Annotated in this window: 17 protein-coding genes; 3 read left to right on the forward strand and 14 right to left on the reverse strand. The window is 64.3% G+C overall.

What is annotated here, in order from left to right:
• Nucleotides 1–256: 256 nt before the first annotated feature.
• The 3 genes from AB4118_RS10855 to AB4118_RS10865 all read right to left on the reverse strand — a co-directional run bounded on the left by AB4118_RS10855 (nucleotide 257) and on the right by AB4118_RS10865 (nucleotide 1,668).
• Nucleotides 257–691 carry a VOC family protein gene (locus AB4118_RS10855; protein WP_441489725.1) on the reverse strand — a complete coding sequence of 145 codons (435 nt, stop codon included), beginning with the start codon at nucleotides 689–691 and terminating at the stop codon, nucleotides 257–259.
• A gap of 102 nt (nucleotides 692–793) precedes the next feature.
• Nucleotides 794–1,288, reverse strand: coding sequence for an SRPBCC family protein (locus tag AB4118_RS10860; protein ID WP_441489726.1), 495 nt, complete (start codon nucleotides 1,286–1,288; stop codon nucleotides 794–796).
• Nucleotides 1,289–1,290: 2 nt separating this feature from the next.
• The gene (locus AB4118_RS10865) at nucleotides 1,291–1,668 is read right to left on the reverse strand and encodes an ArsR/SmtB family transcription factor (RefSeq protein WP_441489727.1); all 378 of its coding nucleotides are present in this window, start codon (nucleotides 1,666–1,668) and stop codon (nucleotides 1,291–1,293) included.
• Between the two features lie 167 nt (nucleotides 1,669–1,835).
• Between AB4118_RS10865 and AB4118_RS10870 the strand changes: the two genes are divergently transcribed.
• Together AB4118_RS10870 and AB4118_RS10875 are read left to right on the forward strand one after the other, a co-directional pair.
• Nucleotides 1,836–2,951 carry a M20 family metallopeptidase gene (locus AB4118_RS10870; RefSeq protein ID WP_441489728.1) on the forward strand — a complete coding sequence of 372 codons (1,116 nt, stop codon included), beginning with the start codon at nucleotides 1,836–1,838 and terminating at the stop codon, nucleotides 2,949–2,951.
• Between the two features lie 90 nt (nucleotides 2,952–3,041).
• Nucleotides 3,042–4,220, forward strand: coding sequence for an E22 family MetX-like putative esterase (locus AB4118_RS10875; protein ID WP_441489729.1), 1,179 nt, complete (start codon nucleotides 3,042–3,044; stop codon nucleotides 4,218–4,220).
• A 127-nt stretch (nucleotides 4,221–4,347) separates the two neighbouring features.
• Here the strand turns inward: AB4118_RS10875 and AB4118_RS10880 are convergent, their stop codons facing one another.
• Entirely contained in the window at nucleotides 4,348–4,980 is a 633-nt protein-coding gene (locus tag AB4118_RS10880; RefSeq protein ID WP_441489730.1) for a MarC family protein, read from the reverse strand.
• A 353-nt stretch (nucleotides 4,981–5,333) separates the two neighbouring features.
• On the opposite strand from AB4118_RS10880, the gene gyrA reads away from it, so the two are divergent.
• Nucleotides 5,334–8,048, forward strand: coding sequence for a DNA gyrase subunit A (gene gyrA, locus AB4118_RS10885; protein ID WP_441490034.1), 2,715 nt, complete (start codon nucleotides 5,334–5,336; stop codon nucleotides 8,046–8,048).
• Nucleotides 8,049–8,128: 80 nt separating this feature from the next.
• On the opposite strand, the gene AB4118_RS10890 is transcribed toward gyrA, so the two are convergent.
• The 10 genes from AB4118_RS10890 to guaB all read right to left on the reverse strand — a co-directional run bounded on the left by AB4118_RS10890 (nucleotide 8,129) and on the right by guaB (nucleotide 22,532).
• Complete coding sequence (locus AB4118_RS10890; RefSeq protein ID WP_113515792.1) at nucleotides 8,129–8,428, reverse strand: hypothetical protein; 300 nt, start codon at nucleotides 8,426–8,428, stop codon at nucleotides 8,129–8,131.
• A 121-nt stretch (nucleotides 8,429–8,549) separates the two neighbouring features.
• Nucleotides 8,550–10,307 carry an AsmA family protein gene (locus tag AB4118_RS10895; RefSeq protein WP_441489731.1) on the reverse strand — a complete coding sequence of 586 codons (1,758 nt, stop codon included), beginning with the start codon at nucleotides 10,305–10,307 and terminating at the stop codon, nucleotides 8,550–8,552.
• Nucleotides 10,308–10,454: 147 nt separating this feature from the next.
• A complete protein-coding gene (locus AB4118_RS10900; RefSeq protein WP_441489732.1) occupies nucleotides 10,455–12,107 on the reverse strand; it encodes an ABC transporter permease in 1,653 nt (550 codons plus the stop codon).
• Between the two features lie 23 nt (nucleotides 12,108–12,130).
• A complete protein-coding gene (locus AB4118_RS10905; protein WP_441489733.1) occupies nucleotides 12,131–13,144 on the reverse strand; it encodes an extracellular solute-binding protein in 1,014 nt (337 codons plus the stop codon).
• A gap of 208 nt (nucleotides 13,145–13,352) precedes the next feature.
• Nucleotides 13,353–14,450, reverse strand: a complete 1,098-nt coding sequence (locus AB4118_RS10910; protein ID WP_441489734.1) for a DUF2865 domain-containing protein — start codon at nucleotides 14,448–14,450, stop codon at nucleotides 13,353–13,355.
• Nucleotides 14,451–14,602: 152 nt separating this feature from the next.
• Nucleotides 14,603–15,529 (reverse strand): DUF2865 domain-containing protein, encoded by a 927-nt coding sequence (locus AB4118_RS10915; RefSeq protein WP_441489735.1) that lies wholly within the window; start codon nucleotides 15,527–15,529, stop codon nucleotides 14,603–14,605.
• Between the two features lie 271 nt (nucleotides 15,530–15,800).
• Nucleotides 15,801–18,941: an efflux RND transporter permease subunit gene (locus AB4118_RS10920; RefSeq protein ID WP_441489736.1), complete on the reverse strand. Its 3,141-nt coding sequence runs from the start codon at nucleotides 18,939–18,941 to the stop codon at nucleotides 15,801–15,803.
• Nucleotides 18,941–20,194: an efflux RND transporter periplasmic adaptor subunit gene (locus tag AB4118_RS10925; protein ID WP_441489737.1), complete on the reverse strand. Its 1,254-nt coding sequence runs from the start codon at nucleotides 20,192–20,194 to the stop codon at nucleotides 18,941–18,943. Before AB4118_RS10925 ends, AB4118_RS10920 begins: the two co-directional genes overlap by 1 nt.
• A gap of 204 nt (nucleotides 20,195–20,398) precedes the next feature.
• Nucleotides 20,399–20,809 (reverse strand): MAPEG family protein, encoded by a 411-nt coding sequence (locus tag AB4118_RS10930; protein ID WP_441489738.1) that lies wholly within the window; start codon nucleotides 20,807–20,809, stop codon nucleotides 20,399–20,401.
• Between the two features lie 229 nt (nucleotides 20,810–21,038).
• The gene (guaB, locus tag AB4118_RS10935; protein ID WP_441489739.1) at nucleotides 21,039–22,532 is read right to left on the reverse strand and encodes an IMP dehydrogenase; all 1,494 of its coding nucleotides are present in this window, start codon (nucleotides 22,530–22,532) and stop codon (nucleotides 21,039–21,041) included.
• Between the last annotated feature and the right edge of the window lie 62 nt (nucleotides 22,533–22,594).

Consider the following 22,594-nt stretch of genomic DNA (forward strand, 5'->3'; position numbering starts at 1 on the left):
GAAGGACCGTCTATCGGGCACCCGCAATAACGAGTGGGCTGAAGCTGCGCTGTCGCGCAAGCTGAGGAACGGACTTGAGCGCGGAGCTTCCCGACCTTCTGGAACGTCAGGCGCGTCTGACGCGCGCGCCGGGCCTAGCCGTGACTGCGCGCCGCTTAGAACATCGGACCGGATATCACATCCGGTCCGATGTTCTAACCTTCTGTGTTTGCATCGGCTTTCCCGAAAACCGCAATCTACTTTTCGGGCCGATGCTTTAGCCGTCATAGGCCCTCTGAAGCGCGGCGATGTCGATCTTCTGCATCTGCATCATCGCCTGCATGGCCCGGCCGGCCTTCTCCTGTTCGGGGCTGCTCAACAGCTTGGGCAGCACTGACGGGATGACCTGCCAGGAGACGCCGAACCTGTCCTTCAACCAGCCGCATTGCTGAATCTGTCCACCGTCTCCGAGCCTGTCCCAGTAGTAATCGACCTCGTCCTGGGTTTCGCAGTTCACATAGAGCGAGATCGCTTCCGTGAACTTGAAGCGTGGGCCGCCATTGAGTGCCGTGAATTGCAGGCCTTCGAGCTCGAAGGAGGCGGCCATGGGCGAGACGCCGCCGAGCTTCGAATTCTTGAAGATGGAGGTGTAGAATTTTGCCGCCTCCTCAGCCTGGCCATCGAACCACAGGAACGGGGTGATCTTCTGCATGGTCGTCTCCTCCTCTTGCTTGGGGGGCACGGGGCGGTCGCCCGAATGCTGCGAGTGCAGGGCTTCCGGAACTGATCGGTGAAACGGCTCAGGTGGAATGGCTCAGGCGGCCTGCCGCCTTTTAGCGAACAGGATGTCGAGCTTCCCGTAGCTTGCGGCGACGCCTTCCTTCATGCCGCTCCGGAGCGCGCCGTCGCGGGCCTCGCGCGAGGAATAGAGTACGGTCAGCGTGAGTTCGGTCTTGCCCGCGTGCTCCGTAAGAACCAGCGTCGCGATGGCCTCGCCCCCGGTCCAGTCCTGGTCGAACAGTTCGGTCCGGACGATACGCTCAGGGCGCGCGATCTCGCGGTAGATGCCGCCCATACCCATCACGGCGCCGTCCGGTCCGTGCCAGACATGGCGGAAGCTGCCGCCGACCCGAAAATCGACCTCGCAATGCTGCAGTGACCAGCCTGGAGGGCCGCTCAACCACCTCTTCAGCAGCTCAGGCCGGTTCATGGCCTCGAAGACCAGCTCGCGTGGTGCGTCGAAGTGGCGGGTCATCAGGACCTCGCGGTCGCTGGGCGTGGAGACGGACAGATCGGCGGTCGTCAGCATCGTCACTCTCCTTTGGGGGTCAGGCCTTTGGGGTTCATGGCGGATTGTCCAGTCTCGGCCTTCATCTCGTCGAGAAGGAGGTCGAGGCGCTGGAAGGTCGTCTCCCAGAACTGGCGGTAGCCTTCGAGCCAGCCATTTGCGTCGGCGAGAGCTTGGGGCTCGAGCCGGCAAGGGCGACGTTGCGCGTCCCGCCCGCGCGAAATCAGTCCGGCGCGCTCCAGCATCTTGAGATGCTTGGAGATGGCCGGCTGGCTCATCGCGAAGGGCTGGGCCAGTTCGGTCACCGAAGCCTCACCCAGCGCGAGCCGTGCCAGGATCGCCCGCCGGGTCGGATCGGCCAGGGCCGCGAAGGTGGTGTCGAGCCGGCTGGATGGTGTCATTGAATTACCAATTGGTTATATAACTATATTGTTATTTGCCGGGCCGACGCGGTTGTCAAGATCGAGGTGTGGGCCTCCCGATAGGTTCGTCATGCGGGGCAGGCATCTCCGCCCTGGCGCGTGAAATCCTTGTGCGGACCGGGGCAACGGGCGTATGTGCAGCGCTCATGAGCAACACAGATCCCGCCGCCTCAGCCCTGTCCGTCTGGATCGCGCTGGAAAGCCCCACCCATCACGCTCCTGGCGTGAACGGCATGATGGACCTCGTCGCCAAGGAGGTCGAAGGCCTGCCGATCGCGGTCGAGCGCCTGCCGGGGCGCGACGGCCTCGGAGACAGTGTCATCCTGAGGGCCGGGCTTGATAATGGCGAGAAGGCCGTTTCGGTCATGTCGCATCTCGACACGGTCCACCCGGTTGGGACGAGTGCCAAGGATTTGCCTGTCCGGATCGAGGGCGACAGGCTCTATGGTCCTGGCGTCTATGATATGAAGGGCGGTGCCTGGCTCGCCCTGCAAGCCTTCAAGGATGTGGCCAAGGCGGGCTCGGCCAAGCGGCCGATGATCTTCCTGTTCACGCCCGACGAGGAGATCGGCTCGCCGACCACCCGTTCGGTGATCGAGGATATCGGGCGTCAGTCGGCGGCGGTGCTGGTCACCGAGCCCGCGCGCGAAGGCGGCCGCATTGTCACGGCCCGCAAGGGTGTCGGCCGCTTCGACGTCAGGCTGGAAGGCCGCCCGGCCCATTCAGGCTCACGCCATGCTGACGGACGCAGCGCCATCCGCGAGGCGGCGCACCAGATCCTCGCCATCGAGGGCATGACGGACTATGCGCGCGGCATCACCACGTCGGTCGCCTTGATCGGCGGCGGCACGGCGGCGAACGTGATTCCGCAGCATGCCTGGTTTAGCGTCGATGCGCGCGTCACCACGCTTGCCGACGGTCAGATGATGGAGAGCCGCATCCTTGGGCTCACGCCCCGCGATCCCGATGTGAAGATCACGGTGACGGGCGGCATGAACCGGCCGCCCTATGAGAAGTCGAGTACGGTCGCGCAGTTGTTCGAGACAGCGCGCGGCGTTGCGGCGAAGGTCGGCTTCGATCTTCAGGACTGCCCGATGACCGGTGGTGGTTCCGACGGCAATTTCACGGCGGCGCTCGGCGTGCCGACGCTGGATGGTCTCGGCATCGACGGCAATGGCGCCCATACGCTCGAGGAATACGCCCTGATCTCCTCGATCGCACCGCGTCGAGCCCTGATCAAGGGGCTGCTCGAAACGGTCTGAGCGCTCGGCTTCCCGCTTCCGCTTCTGCCCGAAATCCGCTCTGATGCTTCCCAAGGCCGCGCGACGGCTGTCCTTGGGAAGGGAAGCGGCATGAAGAACTGGATCGCAGGTGCCCTTGGCGCTGCTTGCATGGTGGTGGCGGGAATGGCAGCGGCACAGGACCTGATGGTCGAGAAGAAGGTGTTCGAGCTGCCGAGCTTCACGACGCAAGGCGGGCGCACACTCAAGAGCGTCAAGGTCGGCTGGGAGAGCTACGGCACGCTCAATGCCGACAAGTCGAATGCGATCCTGATCTGCCATTTCTTCTCCGGTAATTCGCATGCCGCCGGCAAGTACGACGCAAGGGATGCCGCGCCAGGCTACTGGGATGCGATTGTCGGTCCCGGCAAGGCGATCGACACCAATAAGTACTTCGTCCTGTCCTCCGATACGCTGGTGAACCTCAACACCGGCGATCCGAAGACGACGACCACCGGCCCGGCTTCGCTCAATCCCGATACCGGGAAGCCCTATGCGCTCGATTTCCCGATCGTCACGGTCGGCGACTTCGTCAATGTCCAGAAGGCACTGGTCGAGAGCCTGGGTATCAGGAAGCTGGCGCTGGTCGCCGGCCCATCCATGGGCGCGCTCCAGACCTGGGAATGGGCAGCAAGCCATCCGGAGATGGTCGCCAAGGCGATGCCGGTGATCGGCGCGGCAGAAGCCGATGCGCAGCTCATCGCCTGGCTCGATGTCTGGGCGGCGCCGATCCTGGTCGATCCCAACTGGAACAAGGGCGACTATTACGGTGGCACCCCGCCCAATGCCGGCCTCGCCAAGGCACTGGCAGTGGTGACGCTGCAGGCGAACCACCGTGACTGGACCAATGGCACCTTCGGGCGCAGGCCCGCCAAGGAAGGTGAGGACCCCGCCAAAGCGCTCGGAAACAGGTTCCAGGTCCAGAGCATTCTCGACAATGCCGGTGAGGCGCGCGCCAAGCTGTCAGACGCGAACCATTTCCTCTATCTCGTGAAGGCCAACCAGCTTTTTGCCGCTGGCGGAACCTCGCTCGCCAATGGCGCGTCGAAGATCAAGGCGCCGGTGCTGCTGATCACGCAGCCGAAGGATCTGGTCTTCACTGCGGATACGATCGCCAGCACGGTCGATGGCATGAAGCAGAGCGGCGTCGACATCTCCCACATCACCATCCAGGGCTCGCGTGGGCATCTCGACGGCGTCATCTCGATGAAGCAGGCCGAAGGGGCGATCCGGGCCTTCCTGGAGAAGTGAGGCGCGTCAGCGTCTCATGCTCGGTCCTGCACAGGGCATGGGCCTTTGAACGATGATGAGCGGCACATGCGCCGATGAACGGGCAAGCCTGGCCATGTCGGTGATGCCCGTTTCAAGGGGGCACGTCCTAACCGCCTCCGATCACGGCGCGCACGCCATCGATGACGAATTGCACGGCGAGCGCGGCAAGGATCACGCCGAGCAGGCGGGTCAGAACGACATTGCCGGTGACACCGAGGAGGCGCGCAATCGGCGTCGCCATGAGGAAGGTCACGAGGCATGAGGCGATCACCAGCCCGCAGATGACCGCCAGCGAGCCGAGCATGGCGAGATCGCCATTGGCGCGTCCGGCGAGCAGCATCATCGCGGTCAGCGAGCCGGGGCCTGCCATCAGCGGGATGGCGAGCGGGAAGGCGGCAACGTTGCGGATGTGGTCGAGAGTGATTGCGGTCTCGGCCGTCGCCTGCTTGCGCTCGTTGCGGCGCTCGAACACCATCTCGAACGAGATCCAGAACAGCAGCAGCCCGCCAGCGATGCGGAAGGCCGGCAGCGAGACGCCGAGCGCCTTCAGCACGATATCGCCCGCAAGTCCGAAGAAGGCCATGATGCCGAAGGCGATGATGCAGGCGCGCACCGCGACCTGCCTGCGCTCGTCGGCCGACATGCCGCGCGTCAGGGACAGGAAGATCGGTGCGAGACCCGGCGGATCGAGGGTGACCAGCAGTGTGACGAGGGCGGAGGTGAGATATTCCAGGAACATCGTGGAGCTTAGGCATGCTGCCGAGCCCGCGTCACTAGGCGTAGGAGCGAAATTTGCCGAGCGGTTTTCCGGCTCCGTCACGCGCTCGCGCCAGTCAAACATGGCGGCAATGTGGGAGGGTTCGGAAAGTGAGTCAAAGACTCGTAATGCGTTGACAAAGAACGGTTTTAATTTCTCTGGAGAGATTCGTCTTTTGCTGGCTTCGCGGGGCGGAATCGGATAGCTAGAAGCTTGAAAAATCGTAGAAAACGGGACCTCATCCCTTGAGCGAAGACGACAACGGCACGCGCGGCGGCCAGCCGGAAGACGCGCATTTCGGCGGCGACATCAAGCCGATCGCCATCACTGACGAGATGAAGAAGAGCTATCTCGATTACGCCATGAGCGTGATCGTCAGCCGCGCTCTTCCCGACGTCCGCGACGGCCTGAAGCCGGTGCACCGGCGCATCCTGTTCTCGATGCACGAGAACAAGAACCTGCCGGACCGGCCCTATACCAAATGCGCCCGCATCGTCGGCGATACGATGGGTAAGTACCATCCGCACGGCAACATGGCGGTCTATGACGCGCTGGTCCGCATGGCGCAGGATTTCTCGCTGCGCCTGCCCTTGATCGACGGCCAGGGTAATTTCGGCTCGATGGATGGCGATTCCGCGGCGGCCGATCGTTATACCGAGGCCAGGCTCGACAAGGCGGCGATGCCGCTGCTCGAGGATCTCGACCTCGACACGGTCGATTTCCAGCCGAACTATGACGGCAAGGAGCATGAGCCGCGGGTTCTGCCGGCGCGCTATCCGAACCTGCTCGTCAACGGGGCCGGCGGCATCGCGGTCGGCATGGCGACCAATATTCCGCCGCATAATCTCGGCGAGGTGATCGATGCCTGCATCGCGCTGATCGACGATCCCGAGCTCTCGATCGACGACCTGATCGAGATCGTGCCTGGTCCGGACTTCCCGACCGGCGCCTCGATCATGGGCAAGAGCGGCATCCACTCCGCCTATCACACCGGTCGTGGCTCGATCGTGATGCGGTCCAAGACGCATATCGAGGAGCTGCGCAAGGAGCGCGAGGCGATCATCGTCACCGAGGTTCCCTACCAGGTGAACAAGGCTTCGATGGTCGAGAAAATCGCTGATCTGGTCCGCGAGAAGCGGATCGAAGGCATTTCCGATCTGCGTGACGAATCCAGCCGCGAGGGCGTGCGTGTCGTCATCGAGGTCAAGCGCGACGCCATGGCCGATGTCGTGCTGAACCAGCTCTACCGTTATACGCCGCTGCAGACTTCGTTCGGCGCCAACATGGTCGCGCTCAATGGCGGTCGGCCGGAGGTGTTGAACCTCAAGGACTTCATCTCGGCCTTTATCGAGTTCCGCGAGGAGGTCGTCTCCCGGCGCACGCGCTACCTGCTCAACAAGGCGCGCGAACGCGCCCATGTGCTCTGCGGCCTTGCCACCGCCGTCGCCAATATCGACGAGGTCATCCGCCTGATCCGCACCGCGCCGACCCCGGCCGCTGCGCACGCCTCGCTGATGGATCGCAACTGGCCGGCCGAGGATATCGCGCCGCTGATCGCACTGGTCGACGATCCGCGTCATCCGCTCAATCCGGACGGCACCTATCGCCTGTCCGATGCGCAGGCCAAGGCGATCCTCGAATTGCGCCTTGCTCGCCTGACCGCCCTCGGCCGCGACGAGATCGGCGAAGAACTCGCCAAGCTTGCCACCGAGATCGCGGATTATCTCGAAATCCTGCGCTCGCGCGCCCGCATCCAGTCGATCATCAAGACCGAACTCACCGAGGTGAAGGCTGCCTTCGCCACGCCGCGCCGCACGGTGATCCAGGACTGGGGTTCCGATCTCGACGACGAAGACCTGATCGCGCGCGAGGACATGGTGGTGACCGTGTCCCATGCCGGTTACATCAAGCGCGTGCCGCTCTCGACCTATCGGGCGCAAAAGCGCGGCGGCAAGGGCCGTTCGGGCATGTCGACCCGGGACGAGGATTTCGTCACCCGGCTCTTCGTTGCCGACACCCACACACCGATCATCTTCTTCTCCTCGCGCGGCCAGGCCTACAAGGAGAAGGTCTGGCGGTTGCCGCTGGCGGCGCCGAATGCTCGCGGCAAGTTCCTCAACAACATGCTGCCGCTGGAGAAGGATGAGCGCATCACCACGGTGATGCCGCTGCCGGAGGATGAGGAGAGCTGGGAGCGGCTCGATGTGATGTTTGCGACCCGGACGGGCAATGTCCGCCGCAACAAGCTCTCCGACTTCGTGCAGGTCAATCGCAACGGCAAGATCGCGATGAAGCTCGACGAGGGAGACTCCATCGTCGACGTCCAGATCTGCTCGGAACATGACGACGTGCTGCTGACCACGGCGGCCGGCCAGTGCATCCGCTTCGCCGTGCCGGAAGTGCGCGTTTTCAAGGGGCGCGACTCGACCGGCGTGCGCGGCATCAACCTCGCCGATGGCGATGAGGTGATCTCGCTCGCCATCTTGCACCATCTCGACGCGACACCGGATGAGCGCGCCGCCTATCTCAAGCGCGCCGCTGCTGCCCGCAAGGCCCTGAATGGCGAAGGCGACGACACCGCCGAGCCGGTCCAGGCGAGCGAGGGCGAGGAGGCCGCCAGCGATATCGAACTCGGCCAGGAGAAATATGCCGAGATGGGTGCTGCGGAGCAGTTCATCCTGACGGTGTCCGAGAAGGGCTACGGCAAGCGCACCTCGTCCTTTGAGTACCGGGTCACCGGACGCGGCGGCAAGGGCATCGTCGCCATGGTGGTGAACGAGCGCAACGGCAAGCTGATCGCCTCCTTCCCGGCGGTCGATACGGACCAGATCATGCTCGTGACCGATGGCGGGCAGGTGATCCGCGTGCCGGTCGACAAGGGACCGGACAACCGCATCCGCATTGCCGGCCGCTCGACCCAGGGTGTCACGGTGTTCAACACCGCAGCCGGTGAGAAGGTCGTCTCGGTCGAATGCATCGGTGATGCAGGGGACGACGAGGCCGAGGACGAAGGCCCTGCGCCTGCGGACGAGCCTCCTCAGGAAGGCTGAGGCCGGCTTGTTTCAGGTTTGAAATGACCTGAAGCTCGGGCTGTGGAACAACCGAGGCATGATGTCGAACATTCTCGACGTCATGCCGCCAGGACCGCGACAAGAACCGACAGCCAGATCGCAAACACGCCCAGGGCGAAGGCCCGCCGGGCCGGTACGACCTTCTCGTCACTATCTGCTGCTACGGGTGTGGTTGCGATCCAGGTGACCGAGCCCAGTGAGGCAAAGCCGGCAAAGGCCAGGGTGACGATGACGATGTCGAGCCGCCGCCATGGCACCGGCTCATGCACACCCCAGTAGCCGAGGAACGCCATCCCCATTGCAAACATGGTGGCTGAGGCGGAACAGAGCCCGACGATCGATCCCGTTGGTGCACGCATGGCGTGGTTTCCGCGCTGACTGCGATGAGGAAACACCCGGTCCGTGGACAGGTCAATTGCGAGGCTGCGGGGGCAAGCCGCGGCTCAAATCTGCGCGGGTGCTGACTAAGCCGGGCGACCGTCAGCGCGTCAGGAGATTTGGCAGGGTGCTGCCGGCAGGACGCAAGGTGGCTTCCGAGTTGAGCGCCAGCGATGGACCTTCGAGCGGGCCCTGCAGGACGAGGGGCACCGTCAGGGAGCCGCTCTGCTGGGCCAGCTGGCCGGCCATCTCGATCCAGCCTTGCTGCAGGAATGCCTGGCCTGCGAGCGCGAGACGATAGGTCGGGCCCGTCATCTGGGCATCAGTGATTGTCGCGATGCCATCGGCGACATTCGCCGTAGCGCTCGCGCTGTCGAATGGTGTCTTGCCCTGCCGCCATTCCCGCAGGGCCGCCACAGGATTGCGCTCGGCACGACGCAGCAAGTCGATGAAAGCAAAGCCGCCAAGCTCGCCTTGACGCAGACTGAGGCTCGCCTTTCCGTTCAAGGAGGCGAGAACGGCCTCGGCCGTGGTGCCCGTGCCATCCAGCGCGAACTGCAGATTGCCTTGCCCGCTCAGTCTCGGCAGTTCGGGCAGGTCGGTTGCGCTTTGCCCGAGATTGATCCGGTCGAGATTGCCTTGCAGCTTCACGTCGATGGCGTTCGGGGTCGCACTCGCAAGCAGGCGGCCCTTGACGCTGCCGCCATAGGCAGTCGCGCGAAGCAACCCGGCCTCGAAGCGGCCCTTCTTGACGAGCAACTGGGTCGCGACATCACTGAGACGGGCGCCGCCGAGGCGGGCGGCATCCACCGAGACGCGCAGGTCGATGTCATGGGCCGTCCAGGCCTCGAATTCGAGCGGCGTCGGGTTGGCGAGCCCGGTGCCGGGTTTGGGCAGGCCGAGCCGATTGGTCATGCGGCCAAGATCGAGCGTCGCGCCGGCGAGTGTTCCGGAGAGGGACCAGCGTTGGCCGGCTTCGCCGAGCATGATCGCGCCGTCGAGGCGGTCCCCGTCGAAGATGGCGCTTGCGTTGCTGAGCGAGATCTCGTTGGCCTTGATCTGGGCTTCAGCGGCGATGCTGAGCTGTCCGATGGCAGGCGCGAGGCGGGGCGTTTCACCGAACCAGTCGAACAGTTCCGGGAGCGACGGCGTCGAGAGGCTCAATTGCCCATTGAAGACCGGCTCGCGCAGGCCGGATCGTATGCCGTCAAGGCGCAGGTTCATCCGTTCGGAGGTCGCGGACAAGGAGAGCCTGGCGCTTTCCCCGGCGACCGGCCAGACAACACTGAGATTGGTCGCGACGCCGCGCCAGGTCACGGAGCCCGAGGCGATGATCGGCTCCTCGGGGTCGCGGTCCTCGATGATCAGATTGACATCGCGCAGGATGGTGCGGATCGCGCCTTCGGCCCGCGCAAAGACCGAACCCGAAATGATCACGATCCGGCTCTGGTTCGTGAGGCTGGTGAGATAGGCAAGGGGCGGCGCGAGCCATTCCGAGAGCTCATCGTCCCTGCCTGAAACTGTGGCATCGATTTGGGGAGAGATCAGATCGATCCGGTCGAAGGAGAGGCGCCCTGCCAAAAGCGGCAGCAGGCGGGCGCGGGCCTTGAGCTGCGACGCCTTGCCGGAGAGCAGGCCGTCATGTTGCTTGAAGCTGACTTGCGAGAGCTCGACCCGCGGCAAAGGCAGAAGGACGATGCTCGCATGCTCGAGGCTGGTCACCTTGAGGCCGGTGCGATCCTCGATGCGGGCAACGACATGTCGCTCGACCAGCCCAACGGCAACGCCCCAGGATTGCAGGCCAAGCAGCACCAGGCCGATGGCGAGCGAATAGGCGAGAATGGAAACGCGTCGTGTCATGGGCCTTCGGCCGGGCTGCAACCGGAATCGAACCGGAGGTCAAGCTAAAATTGTTTATGACGATGCCGGGCGGCTTGTCGAGTTGAGGAGCCTATTTCCGGCATACAACCTGTGGATCGGCAAAGAGAGCCGCAACGCCTTACGGTGTCACCCCTTCGTGCCACCGGCTCGTGCCAGAATGATGGCGGGATAGAGGCCGGCGATCACGATCAGCAACGCGGCCAGCGCTCCGTCTTCGAACATGCCGCGTGAGGCATGTCCGTAGACGATGGTTGCGAGCGTGTCGACGTTCAGCGGTCGCAGCAGCAGCGTCGCGGGCAGCTCCTTCAGACAGTCGACGAATACGAGCAAGGCGGCCGCAGCGATGGCAGGGCGAGCGAGCGGCCAATGCACCTGCCGCAACACCTCGCCCGAGCTTGAGCCGAGGGCGCGCGCGGCATCGTCGATCCTCGGCGAGATCCGGGCGAGACCGCTCTGGATGCCGGAGATCGCGATCGACAGGAAGCGTACGACATAGGCAATCACGAGAGCCGCACCCGAGCCGATCAGGATGAGACCAGGACTGGCGCCGAACAATGCGGAGACGGTGTCGGCGACGAGATTGTCGAAGGCGGCAAGCGGGACGAGCAGTCCAAGCGCGAGCACCGTGCCGGGCAGCGCATAGCCAAGCGAGGCGATGCGCGCGAGCGCCGGCAGCCAGGTTTCGCGGCCGAGCCGGCCTGCAGCCACGATGCAAAGGCCAAGCGTCACCACGATCAGCGCGGCGCCAGCCGACAGCAGCAGGGCATTCAGGAGATTGCGCAGCAGGGCCATGTCGAACTGATGCAGCAGGCCGCGCGTCAGGACCTCCTGGAGGAGAAAGCCCATCGGCAGAAGCGCGCCAAGCAGCAGGGGCAGGGCGCAGGCGGCGCTGGCTGCGAGCGCAATGCGCCCGGACAGGAGCCGGCGGCCGACGGCACGGGGCTGGCGCACCGAGAGCGTGAAGCGGCGTGCGCCGCGCAGTCTCGCCTCGGTTGCGATCAGGGCGACCACGAGGAGAAGCATCACGCAGGAGATCTGGGCTGCGCCCGCCAGAGAGCCGCGATTGAGCCAGGTCGTGTAGATCGACAGGGTCAGGGAGCGGACCCCGAGATATTCGGTCGCGCCGATATCGTTGAGTGTTTCGAGCAGTGCCAGGGTCAACCCTGCAACGAGCGCCGGGCGCGCCATGGGCAAGCCAATCCGCCAGAACAAGGTGCCGTGCGCGGCTCCGAGCGTCCGCGCCGACTCGACGATCGTCGCGCTCTGTAGGCCGAACAGCGCCCGGACGCTGAGATAGACGTAAGGGTAGAGCACGATCCCCATGACGAAGATCGCGCCCGCCAGATTGCGCGGGTCGGGAAACCAGTAGTCACGCAGGCTGCGATAGCCCGTCACCGCACGCAAGGCCGTTTGCAGCGGCCCCTGGAAGCCCAGGAACTCGACGTAGATATAGGCCGTCAGATAGGTCGGGATCGCCAATGGCAGCACGAGCAGCCATTCGAAGGCGCGACGGCCGGGAAACTCATATTGGGTGACGAGCCAGGCCGTGCCGACGCCGATGAGGCTGCAGAGCAGGCCGACGCCGGCAAGAAGCATGGCGGTGTTCGCCAGCGCATCGGGAATGACATTGGCGACAAGATGCGGCCAGATCGACGATGCTGCCGGCGAAAGCGCGGTCAGGCCGAGCGCGAGAACTGGCAGCGCGACAAGCCCGGCACCCGCAACCGAGGCCCAGACAAAACGGCTCGACGGCCGCCACGCGCGTGGCGACCGTCGCATTTCTCCAGCCGTGGGAGACGGGCTCAATTGTCGAAGCCGACCTTGTCGACGAGGTCAGCGGCCGCCTTGCGGTTCTTGCCGATCTCGGTCAGCGGGGTGGTGTCGACATTGACCTTGCCGAGCAGCTTCACAGCGGCGCTTTCCTTGACGTCCGGGTTGACCGGGAACTCGAAATTGCCGTCGGCATAGATGGTCTGCGCCTTGTCGCCAAGCATGTACTCGATCAGCTTGACCGCGTTTTCACGATTGGGGGCGTGTTTGGCGATGGCGGCGCCCGAGATGTTCACATGGGTGCCGCCATTGGCGAAGGTGGTCTTCAGCGGCTTGATCGCCTCGAACCAGCCCTTCTGCTCGTTCGCGGCAGTGCTCATCAGGCCGATATAGTAGGTGTTGATCACTGCGATATCGCAGAGCCCGGACTGGATGTCGCGCGCGACTTCACGGTCGCCGCCGCCGGGCTTGCGCGCGGTGTTGGCCTTGAGTGCCTTGAGCCACGCCTCGGTCTTCTCGGCGCCGTTGCGCGCGAGATAGGCGGCAAAGAGAGCGTTGTTGTAGGGGTGCTGACCGCCGCGGATGCAGAACTTGCCCTTCCACTTCGGGTCGGCGAGGTCCTCATAGGTGATCGCATCCTGCGGCACGCGATCCTTCGAGACGACGACGATGCGGGCGCGCTTGGTCAGGGTGACCCAGTTGTCCTGCGGATCGCGCAGCTGCGCCGGGACGATCTTGTCGACGGCCGCCGACTTGATCGGCTGGGTGACGCCGGCATTGGCGGCCGAGATCATCTGCGCGGCGTCGACCATGATCATGACATCGGCCGGGCTGTTTGCGCCCTCGGCCTTGATGCGCTCCTCGAGTCCATCCTTCAGGAACACCGTGTTGACCTTGATGCCGGTGTCCTTGGTGAAGGCCTCGACGACGGGATTGAGCAGGGCCGGCTCGCGCGTCGTGTAGAGATTGACGCTCTGGGCCAGGACCGGGGTAGCGAGCAGGCAGGACGCCAGGGCGATGAGGGACAGGCGAGTTTTGTCGATCATGGTTCGCTCCTTCGGGCGTAGATGCCCTCTGCACGTTCGTGGTGCTGGAGCGGTAGTGCCTGACGCTAGGGCGGTCAATTGAAAAGCGTTATAGATCAATTGCTTATAGGTTTTCTAAATTGCAGTCTCTTTAGATTAATTCAAAGAAGATGCACCTCCGAACCAGCGCCCAAGATTGTTATCGGCTCGCCGAAGCCAGTCGATGGAGCTAAGGCAAAAGCCGGAACGCCGGCCCGGCGATCACGCGGACGGGCCCGCGCGTTGGCGGATCGATCGAGCCGCGCAATTCGATTGCATCGCTCATCACGGTCTCGTCACGAAGCGAGGCTTCGCGCGTGCGCAGCTTGCGGCGCAGCGCCTGCATCTGCGCTTCGACGCGTGAAATGCCGACCCGCTCGTCGATGCCGCGCCGATCGCCGGCACTGAGTTCCCGCGCCGATCTGAAATCGACGAAATCGCGCCGGCTATAGGGCCACTGCGACGAGCCGGTGAAGGTCGTGACCTTGCCGTCCAGCACGACGCTGTCGCCGGGACGAAGCGTGATATCGCGCAACAGCGAGACGCGGCGCTCGCCGCTGGCGACAATCGGCGGCCGGCAGGCTGGATCAGAGGATTTCTCGTGGCCATAGGCAACGGGGAGCGAGTCATAGGTCTTGCCATCTGCCGAAACGGCGCCGTCGATCGTGCTGGCACCGGCGGGAACGCGGAAGACCTTGACCGGGATTCCGGGGTTCATGGCTCGGCAGAGGGCGTCGTGCGCCGCGAGGTCAGACTGGGCATTCAGATTGCCGATCGGCGCATGAAAGCCGTCGCAGAGCCGCACGCAGATGGTGCGCGCGCCATGTCCACTGCCGGAGACGGTATCGAGGCGTGCAACGCTGTGCTGCGTCGTGGGGCGCCGGGCCGCCTGACGCGGAGGTTCGACCGACCTGAAAGGGTTCAAGACCACGGGCGGGTGCGCGATGCGCCCGTTCGGTACGCTGCGCGCAAGGGGTAGGTTCCAGATGCCACGCGCGGGCGCATAGGCGATGGGGGCATGATAGGCGCCGGCTTGCGGGGCGCGCATAGCACGGCGGTTCGCCGCTTCCTGGAGCTGAAAGTCGCGGACGCCGGCATCGTCGCCAGCCTGGACGAGCGAGATCGTGCCGATCGCGCCACCCGCTCCGAGCACAAGGCCAAGCGCAGTCATCGCTGCCAAGCGGCCCGCGCGTTTCTTGCCGTCAGCATTGCGCTCCAGCGCAACGACGGAGACAGGGCTGCCTAATGGCGGGTTTTCCCCGTCGGGGATCTCACGGACACGAAACATCGCGTCAACTCCACTCGCGCTTGTTCTTCGTCCGCCGCCCTTGGGGTTTAGTTTACTTTTCGTTAATCATCAACGGCCCGTCGGCGTTCGCGCATGCAAAACGGGCGCGATGCTTAACGCAGCGCGCCCGGCCAAAATGCCTGGAGAGGGGTTCAGCTTTCGGGCGAGATGACGATGCGCTGCATGTTCGAGGCGGTTGCGGTTTCACCCGAGCCGCTCTCGAAACGGCCGCGCAGCTCGATCGTGGTGGCATCATCGATCTTCGCCTCCCGTACCGTCATGTCGCGGCGCAGGGCCAGCATCTGGCCTTCACGGCTGGAAACGCCGACCGTGTCGTCGATCATCCGGCGTTGATTGGCGTTGAGTTCGTTCGACGACCGAAAATCGCGGAAATTCCTCGGGTTGTAAGGCCAGGTGGAAGAGCCCTCGAAGGTTGTCACCTTGCCATCAAGCACCACCGAGTCGCCTGGGCGCAGGGTGAAATCCCGCAGAAGAGAGACACGACGATCACCGGCAGATGGGACGGTGGGCCTGCAGCCCGGGTCGGACGATGTCTCGTGACCATAGGCAACGGGCAGGGAGCCATAGGTCCTGCCGTCGGAGGCCACGGCGCCGTCGATATCCGCGGCGCCCGCAGGAACGCGGAAGACCTTGACCGGGATGCCGGGATTCATCGCCGTGCAAAGGACCTCATGCGCCGGCCAGTCAGCTTGCGATCGCAAATGGCCAAGCGGCATGTGATAGCCGTCGCACATCCGTACGCAAATGGTGCGGGAGGCGCCTGATCCGGAATCGTAACGGGCCGTTGCACGGAGAGTGCTTACGGTCGCTCCATCGCGCGGCTTGCCGCGTTCGCGCAGGACGGGGGGATGTTCGATCCGGCCATCTGGGTATGAGCCGAAGAGCGGCAGCCTCCAGCCTGAACTGACCGGAGCATAGGTCAAGGCCGCGGCAATGGGCGCACGTCTCGCTGCTTCCTGAAGATGGAAGGCACGAACGCCGGCGTCATCGCCAGCCCGAACGAGGGTGACGGTCAGCGCCGTGCCGCTCGCTCCGAGAACCAATCCGAGCAGCACCATGGCTGCGTACCGCGTCAGAGCGGCCCTTCGGGAAGGAGATGGATGGATTCCGGGCGGAGTATGGCCCGACAGCGGCACGGCATTTCTTATGCGGAACATCGACGACTTTGCTTATGGCAGGGATCACTCACCCAGCGTTATGCAAGCCGCCGTTCTCTCCGCTTTAAGGCGCAAGGTTGCCTTTGATGCATTCTGCAGAAATACGCCACGAACTGCAGGAGATGCGAAGCTCGTGGCGCAGGGACGATTGAGAGGGAGGCTTTGACCGCCCTCAGAGGTCCGGGCCGCGCACCGCCTGCGGGATGGCTACGGGCACAGCGGAGCTGGGCACGCTCTCGCGCTCGCCGCGACTGCGGCCGGAGAGCCAGGTGTCGACCTTGTCGAGGTAGAAATAGATCACCGGCGTGATGTAGAGCGTCAGCAGCTGCGAAACGATCAATCCGCCGACCACGGCGATGCCGAGCGGCTGGCGCAGCTCGGCGCCGGCGCCCGCGCCGAGTGCGATGGGAAGCACGCCGAAGATCGCGGCAAAGCTCGTCATCATGATCGGACGGAAGCGGACAAGCGCCGCCTCGCGGATGGCGGTCAACGCGTCGTCCCCCTGTTTACGGCGCTCGATCGCGAAATCGACCATCATGATCGCGTTCTTCTTGACGATACCGACCAGCATCAGGATGCCGATGATCGCGATCACCGACAGGTCCATGTTGAAATACTGCAGGGCGAGCAGCGCTCCGAGGCCGGCAGAGGGGAGGCCGGAGAGGATGGTGATCGGGTGGATGAAGCTCTCGTAGAGAATGCCGAGGATGATGTAGATCACCAGGATTGCGGCGAAGATCAGCAGGCCTTGCCCCTTCAGCGCATCCTGGAACAGCTGGGCGGAACCGGCGAAGCTCGTCACGATCGAGGCCGGCAGATTGACGTCGCGCTCGGCCGCGCGGATGGCGTTGACGGCGTCGCCAAGCGAGATGCCCGGCGCCGTGTTGAACGAGATTGTCACCGCCGGCTGCTGCGATATGCGGTTCACCGCGAGCGGGCCGACACTGGGCTTGATCGTCGCCACCGTTTCCAGCGGCACGTTCAGGCCGTTCGCAGCCTTGAGCAGCAACCGCGAGAGTACGGCGGGATCCTGCTGATAGGCGCGATTGGCCTCCATGATGACCTGATAATCGGTCGAGGGGGTGAAGATCGTTGCGATCTGGCGCGAGCCGAAAGCGTTGCCCAGTGCCTGCCGGATCTGGTCACTGGAAATGCCCAGGCTCGCGGCGCGTTCGCGGTCGATGTCGATCGAGAGCTGCGGGTTGCGCAACTGCAGATCGATATTGGCATCGCGCAGCTGCGGAAGCCGCGCGAGCCGCTGCTGCATCAGCGGAGCATAGGTGAAGAGCGCATTCAGGTCCGGTCCCTGCAGCGAATAGAGGTATTGCGCGCGTGACGAGCGGCCGGCGTTGAGGTTGATGTTCTGCACCTGCTGGAACACCGCAGTGATACCCGGCACGTCGCCGGTCGCGCGCCTCAGCCTCGAGATCACCACCTCGGCCTTCTCGCGCTGATCCTTGGGCTTGAGCGCGATGAACATGAAGCCGTTATTGGTGGCATTGAAGCCGCCGATATTCGACGTCAGATAATCGACTGCCGGATCGGCCTTGACGATTTCGGCGATGCGGATCTGGCGCGCTGCCATGGCCTCGAATGACGTGTCGGGCGGGCCTTCGGTCGATGCGCGCAGGAGGCCGGTATCCTCGGTCGGGAAGAAGCCCTTCGGGATGTCGATATACATCTGCGCCGAGATATAGACCGTCGCCAGCGTGAAGATCAGCATCAGGACGCGTGCCTTCAGCACCCAGTCCAGCGTCCAGCGATAGGCGCCGAGCATCCCCTGAAAACCGGCCTCGAAGACGCGTTCGATCAGGTTCGGCTTCTTGTGGTGATCATGCGCCTTGAGGAACCGGGCGCAGAGCATCGGGGTGAGGGTCAGGGAGACGAAGCCCGAGACGATGATCGCGGCCGCGATCGTGCCGGCAAACTCCGTGAAAACCTTGCCGACGACGCCGCCCATGAAGAAGACGGGAATGAAGACGGCAACGAGCGAAATGGTGATCGAGAGAATGGTGAAGCCGATCTCGCGCGAGCCGTCGAGGGCCGCCTGGAACGGTTTCTTGCCCATCTCGATATGCCGGATGATGTTTTCCAGCATGACGATGGCGTCATCGACGACGAAGCCGACCGCGAGCGTCAGTGCGAGCAGCGAGATGTTGTCGAGCGAATAGCCGAGCGCGTGCATGATCGCGAAGGTGCCGACCAGCGATATCGGCAGGGCGAGCGTCGGAATCAGCGTCGCGGCCAGGCTCTTCAGGAACAGGAAGATCACCATGATCACGAGCGCGATCGCGATCATCAGCGAGACCTCGACATCCTCCACCGCCTCCCGGATCGGGATCGAGCGGTCGTTCAGGACATTGAGTTCCATGGCGGCCGGAAGCTGCTCGCGATAGGCCTCGAGCCTGGACTTGATGCTGTCGACGACCTCGACGGTGTTGGCGTCGGACTGACGATAGACCGCCAGCATGATCGACCGCTGCCCGTTGAACCAGCTGCCGGTCTGGTTGTTCTCGACGGAGTCGTAGACCTGTGCCACGTCCTCGAGGCGGATCGGCACGCCGTTCTTCTGCGAGATGATGAGGTTGCCGTACTCCGCGGCGCGCTCCATCTGGCCGGTGGCGCCGAGCGTCAGGCGCTGGTTCTCGCCATTGAGCGTGCCGACCGGGGAATTGGAGTTGGCGGCGGCGATCGCATTGCGGACATCGCTCAGCGCCAGGCCGCGAGCCGAGACGGCGTCGGGATTGACCTGCACGCGCACGGCGTATTTCTGCGCGCCGAAGATGTTGACCTGCGCGACGCCAGGCAATTGCGAGATCTGCTGCTGCAGGATGTTCTCGCCGAATTCATGGACTTCGTAGAGCGGTTTCGTCGCCGAGGTCAGCACCATGAACAGCACAGGCTGGTCGGCCGGATTGACCTTCCTGAAGCTGGGCGGCGAAGGCAGCTCCGGCGGCAGCCGACGCGCGGTGGCGCTCAGCGCGGCCTGCACGTCGAGCGCTGCGCCGTCGATATTGCGGTTGAGGTCGAATTGCAGCGTGATCGAGGTCGCGCCGAGCTGCGAGACCGAGGACATCGAGGTGATGCCCGAGATCGAGGCGAATTCGCGCTCCAGCGGTGCGGCGACCGAGGAGGCCATCGATTCGGGACTCGCGCCCGGCAGGCGCGCGCTGACATTGATCGTCGGGAAATCGACCCGCGGCAATGCTGCGACCGGAAGCTGTTTGAAGGCGAAAAACCCGAAGATCAGGAAGGTTGCCATCAGGAGTGTCGTCATCACAGGACGACGGATGCAGGCCTCCGGGAGGTTCATCAGCCAGCACTCCCGCGCTGCGAGGTCTGGTTGGGCGGCGGCCTCTGGCCGCCGCGGTTGCGCTCGACCGCGCGGGCGCCATCGGTCAGCAGGAGCTGGCCGTCGATGACCACCGTCTCGTCGCCCTTCAGGCCCGACGCAAGTACGACGCGGTCATCGATGGTGCGGTCGACGGTGACCGGGCGGGCGCGGGCGACGCCGTCCTCGATCACGAAGACGAAGGTGCCGTTCTGACCGTTCTGGACGGCTTCGCGGGGCACGGTCAGCGCATCGGGCTCGACACGCAGGGTCAGGCGGACCTGGCAGAGGGCGCCGGGCCACAGGGTCTCGTCGGGATTGTTGAAGATCGCGCGCATCTGGATCGTGCCGGTCGTCGCATCGACGAGATTGTCGATGACCGCGATCTTGCCCTCGACGCCGCGGCTCGCACCCTGCTGCGTGGCAACCGCCACGGCCGTGCCGGCATTCATCGCTTCGCGGATGCTGGACAGCTGGCGCTGCGGCAGGGCGAAGCTGACATAGATCGGGTCGATCTGGTTGATCGTCACCAGCGTGGTCGAATTGTCGCCGGTCTTGGCGATATTGCCTTCCTTGAGGCCGGCTACGCCAATCCGGCCCGAAACCGGGGCGGTGATGGTGTAATAGGTCAGCTGGACCTTGAGGGCGTCGACCGCTGCCTCACCGCCACGGACGCTGGCCTTGAGCGTCGCGACCTGGGTGCGGGCGGTGTCGAGACGCTGGTCGGTGGCGAAATCGCGCTTGGCGAGTTCTTCCGCCCGGCGCAGATCGGCTTCGGCGGAGGCGAGCGAGGCCTTGTCGCGGGCGACACCCGCTTCGGCCTGTTTCAGCAGCGCTTCCGCCAGGCGGGAGTCGAGGCGGAAGAGCATGTCGCCCTTCTTCACATAGCCGCCATCGGGGAAGCCGACCTCGATGATCTGCGTATCGACGCGCGAGCGCACCGCAACGCTTGAGAGCGCCTGCACGGTGCCGATCGCGTCGAGCCTGACCGGCATCGGCCGGCGTTCAGCCTTGGCCGTGACGATCGTCACGGGCGGGCGTTGTTGTCCCGAAGCGCGTGATGATGGAGCTGCGGCCTGCTGGGCCGGCTGGGCATAGGGCGGGATGATCTTTCCGTAAGGAATGCGATCGAGCGGAGGAGGGACTGATCGGCCGGAATAATGGAGACCCGCGCCAGCTGCGACCGCGCCGACGGCGGCCACGACAACAACGCGCCCGAAAGACAAGACAGCCATGCGAAACCTTGCGCCAGAGCGGGACAGACTCTGTACCATTTGGAACGGTCGTCCCTAAACCGTCCTAGCCGCAAGCATTTAGCATGCCGGCAGGTGGTTTTGGGCGCAAGCGCGAAACAGCGTTTGTCTCACGATGTAGCGAGGATGTGACAGAGTATATCTTGCGGACGTGCGTCTGCGAACATTGCACGCCGCACGAGCATGTCAAAGTACCGTAACGACAATGCCGACCGTCATGCAGAACAGGCAGGCGACACCGAGAGCAAACACAGCCGCGCGCACTGGGACCCGGTTGGACCCGGTATGGATCAAGGTGTGCACGACGCGCGTCAGCACGAAGGCCCAGGCAAGGGCAACAATCACCGTGCCGGTCGCGCCGACCTCCATGGCGAGCATGATCAACGCGAAGAAAATGACCGGCGTCTCGAACTGATTGGCATAGTTTGCAGCGGCGAGGCGGGCACGCTCCGGATAGCGCTCGGTCGAGACCGCGACATCGGCCATCCCAACCTCCTTGTTCCGGAAGGCGACACGACGGCGCTGGAACAGGATGCCGAGCACGACGAAGGTCCACAGGATCTGCGCCAGGGCGGGGTAGACCAATTGGATCGTCATGGGCGGCTCGCCTCTCGCTGTTCATGCAAAGGAAAGCCCTCACCCCGGTAGGCTGCCGGTAGATCACGCTGCGTTTGGACGAAATCGTCCAAACGCAGAAAACGTGATCGATTCTCATAGTTTAGAGCATGCTCAGTGCGAAAAACCGTTGCCACTTTTTCGCAGCATGCTCTTGGGGCAATTTCGCGGGATGAGGGCCAATCGGCGTCACGATGGTATCGACGAGGCCTCAGGACCGCGTCGGGTAGTTCGGGCTTTCGCGCACGATGGTGACGTCGTGGACATGGCTCTCGCGCAGGCCGGCACTGGTGATGCGGATGAACCGGGCCTTGGACTGGTAGTCCGCAAGATCGCGCCCGCCGACATAGCCCATCGCAGCCCGCAAGCCGCCCGCGAGCTGGTGCAGCACGCCGGAGACCGGCCCCTTATAGGCGACCTGACCCTCGATCCCTTCCGGCACCAGCTTCAGGGCATCCTTGATGTCCTGCTGGAAATAGCGGTCGGCCGAGCCGCGCGCCATCGCGCCGACCGAGCCCATGCCGCGATAGGATTTGTAGGAGCGCCCCTGGTAGAGGAAGGTTTCGCCCGGCGTTTCGTCTGTGCCAGCAAGCAGCGAGCCGACCATGGCGCAGGAGGCGCCGGCGGCCAGCGCCTTGGCGAGGTCGCCGGAATATTTGATGCCGCCATCGGCGATGACCGGAATGCCCGCCTTGCTCGCCGCCGAGGCTGCGTCCATCACCGCGGTGAGCTGCGGCACGCCGACGCCCGCGACGATGCGAGTGGTGCAGATCGAGCCCGGTCCGATGCCGACCTTGATCGCGTCGGCGCCGGCATCGATGAGAGCCTGCGCACCGGACGCGGTGGCAACGTTGCCGGCAATGATCTGAACGGTATTGGAGAGTTTCTTCACCCGGGTGACCGCTTCCAGCACCTTGGCGGAATGGCCATGGGCAGTGTCGACGACGATGATGTCGACACCGGCGTCGATCAGCAGCTCGGAGCGCTCGAAGCCGAGATCGCCGGTCGTGGTTGCCGCTGCAACCAGGAGACGACCCTGCGCGTCCTTGGCGGCATGCGGGTGGGCGACCTGCTTCTCCATGTCCTTGACGGTGATCAGGCCGATGCAGCGGAAATGATCATCGACGACCAGCAGCTTCTCGATGCGGAACTGGTGGAGCAGGCGGCGTGCCTCCTCCTGGGTCACGCCTTCGCGCACCGTGATCAGGCGATCCTTGGTCATGATCTCGGCGACGGGCTGCTCGGGGCGGTCGGCGAAGCGGACATCGCGGTTGGTCAGGATGCCGACGAGCTTGCCCTTGTGTCCCTGCGGGCCGCGCTCGACCACGGGGATGCCCGAGATCGAATGGTGCCGCATCAGAGCAAGCGCGTCGCCCAGTGTCTCGTCCGGGAAGATCGTGATCGGGTTGGCGACCATGCCCGATTCGAATTTCTTGACGAGCCGCACCTGCGCGGCCTGCTGGTCGGCCTCCAGATTGCGGTGGACGACGCCGAGGCCGCCGGCCTGCGCCATGGCAATCGCCATCCTGGCCTCGGTCACCGTGTCCATCGCCGAGGCGATGATCGGCAGGTTGAGCGAGATCGTCTTGGTGAGCTTGGTGGAGATATTGACGTCGGCCGGCATCACTTCGGACGGCCCCGGCTCGAGCAGGACGTCGTCGAAGGTCAGGCCGTCGCGGATGAGGGTGTCACTGATGCTTGCCATCGCCAACTCCAAGCCCATGCGGGGCATTTCAGGGTGGGCGACAACATGCGCCCGCTACCGAG

This window comes from Allobosea sp. 2RAB26, assembly GCF_052115465.1.
Lineage (GTDB): Bacteria > Pseudomonadota > Alphaproteobacteria > Rhizobiales > Beijerinckiaceae > Allobosea.

Coding starts and splice junctions, on each gene's coding strand:
- AB4118_RS10855 (WP_441489725.1), bottom strand. CDS start 691: ATGCAGAAGATCACCCCGTTCCTGTGGTTCGATGGCCAGGCTGAGGAG.
- AB4118_RS10860 (WP_441489726.1), bottom strand. CDS start 1,288: ATGCTGACGACCGCCGATCTGTCCGTCTCCACGCCCAGCGACCGCGAG.
- AB4118_RS10865 (WP_441489727.1), bottom strand. CDS start 1,668: ATGACACCATCCAGCCGGCTCGACACCACCTTCGCGGCCCTGGCCGAT.
- AB4118_RS10870 (WP_441489728.1), top strand. CDS start 1,836: ATGAGCAACACAGATCCCGCCGCCTCAGCCCTGTCCGTCTGGATCGCG.
- AB4118_RS10875 (WP_441489729.1), top strand. CDS start 3,042: ATGAAGAACTGGATCGCAGGTGCCCTTGGCGCTGCTTGCATGGTGGTG.
- AB4118_RS10880 (WP_441489730.1), bottom strand. CDS start 4,980: ATGTTCCTGGAATATCTCACCTCCGCCCTCGTCACACTGCTGGTCACC.
- gyrA (WP_441490034.1), top strand. CDS start 5,334: ATGAAGAAGAGCTATCTCGATTACGCCATGAGCGTGATCGTCAGCCGC.
- AB4118_RS10890 (WP_113515792.1), bottom strand. CDS start 8,428: ATGCGTGCACCAACGGGATCGATCGTCGGGCTCTGTTCCGCCTCAGCC.
- AB4118_RS10895 (WP_441489731.1), bottom strand. CDS start 10,307: ATGACACGACGCGTTTCCATTCTCGCCTATTCGCTCGCCATCGGCCTG.
- AB4118_RS10900 (WP_441489732.1), bottom strand. CDS start 12,107: ATGCGACGGTCGCCACGCGCGTGGCGGCCGTCGAGCCGTTTTGTCTGG.
- AB4118_RS10905 (WP_441489733.1), bottom strand. CDS start 13,144: ATGATCGACAAAACTCGCCTGTCCCTCATCGCCCTGGCGTCCTGCCTG.
- AB4118_RS10910 (WP_441489734.1), bottom strand. CDS start 14,450: ATGTTTCGTGTCCGTGAGATCCCCGACGGGGAAAACCCGCCATTAGGC.
- AB4118_RS10915 (WP_441489735.1), bottom strand. CDS start 15,529: ATGGTGCTGCTCGGATTGGTTCTCGGAGCGAGCGGCACGGCGCTGACC.
- AB4118_RS10920 (WP_441489736.1), bottom strand. CDS start 18,941: ATGAACCTCCCGGAGGCCTGCATCCGTCGTCCTGTGATGACGACACTC.
- AB4118_RS10925 (WP_441489737.1), bottom strand. CDS start 20,194: ATGGCTGTCTTGTCTTTCGGGCGCGTTGTTGTCGTGGCCGCCGTCGGC.
- AB4118_RS10930 (WP_441489738.1), bottom strand. CDS start 20,809: ATGACGATCCAATTGGTCTACCCCGCCCTGGCGCAGATCCTGTGGACC.
- guaB (WP_441489739.1), bottom strand. CDS start 22,532: ATGGCAAGCATCAGTGACACCCTCATCCGCGACGGCCTGACCTTCGAC.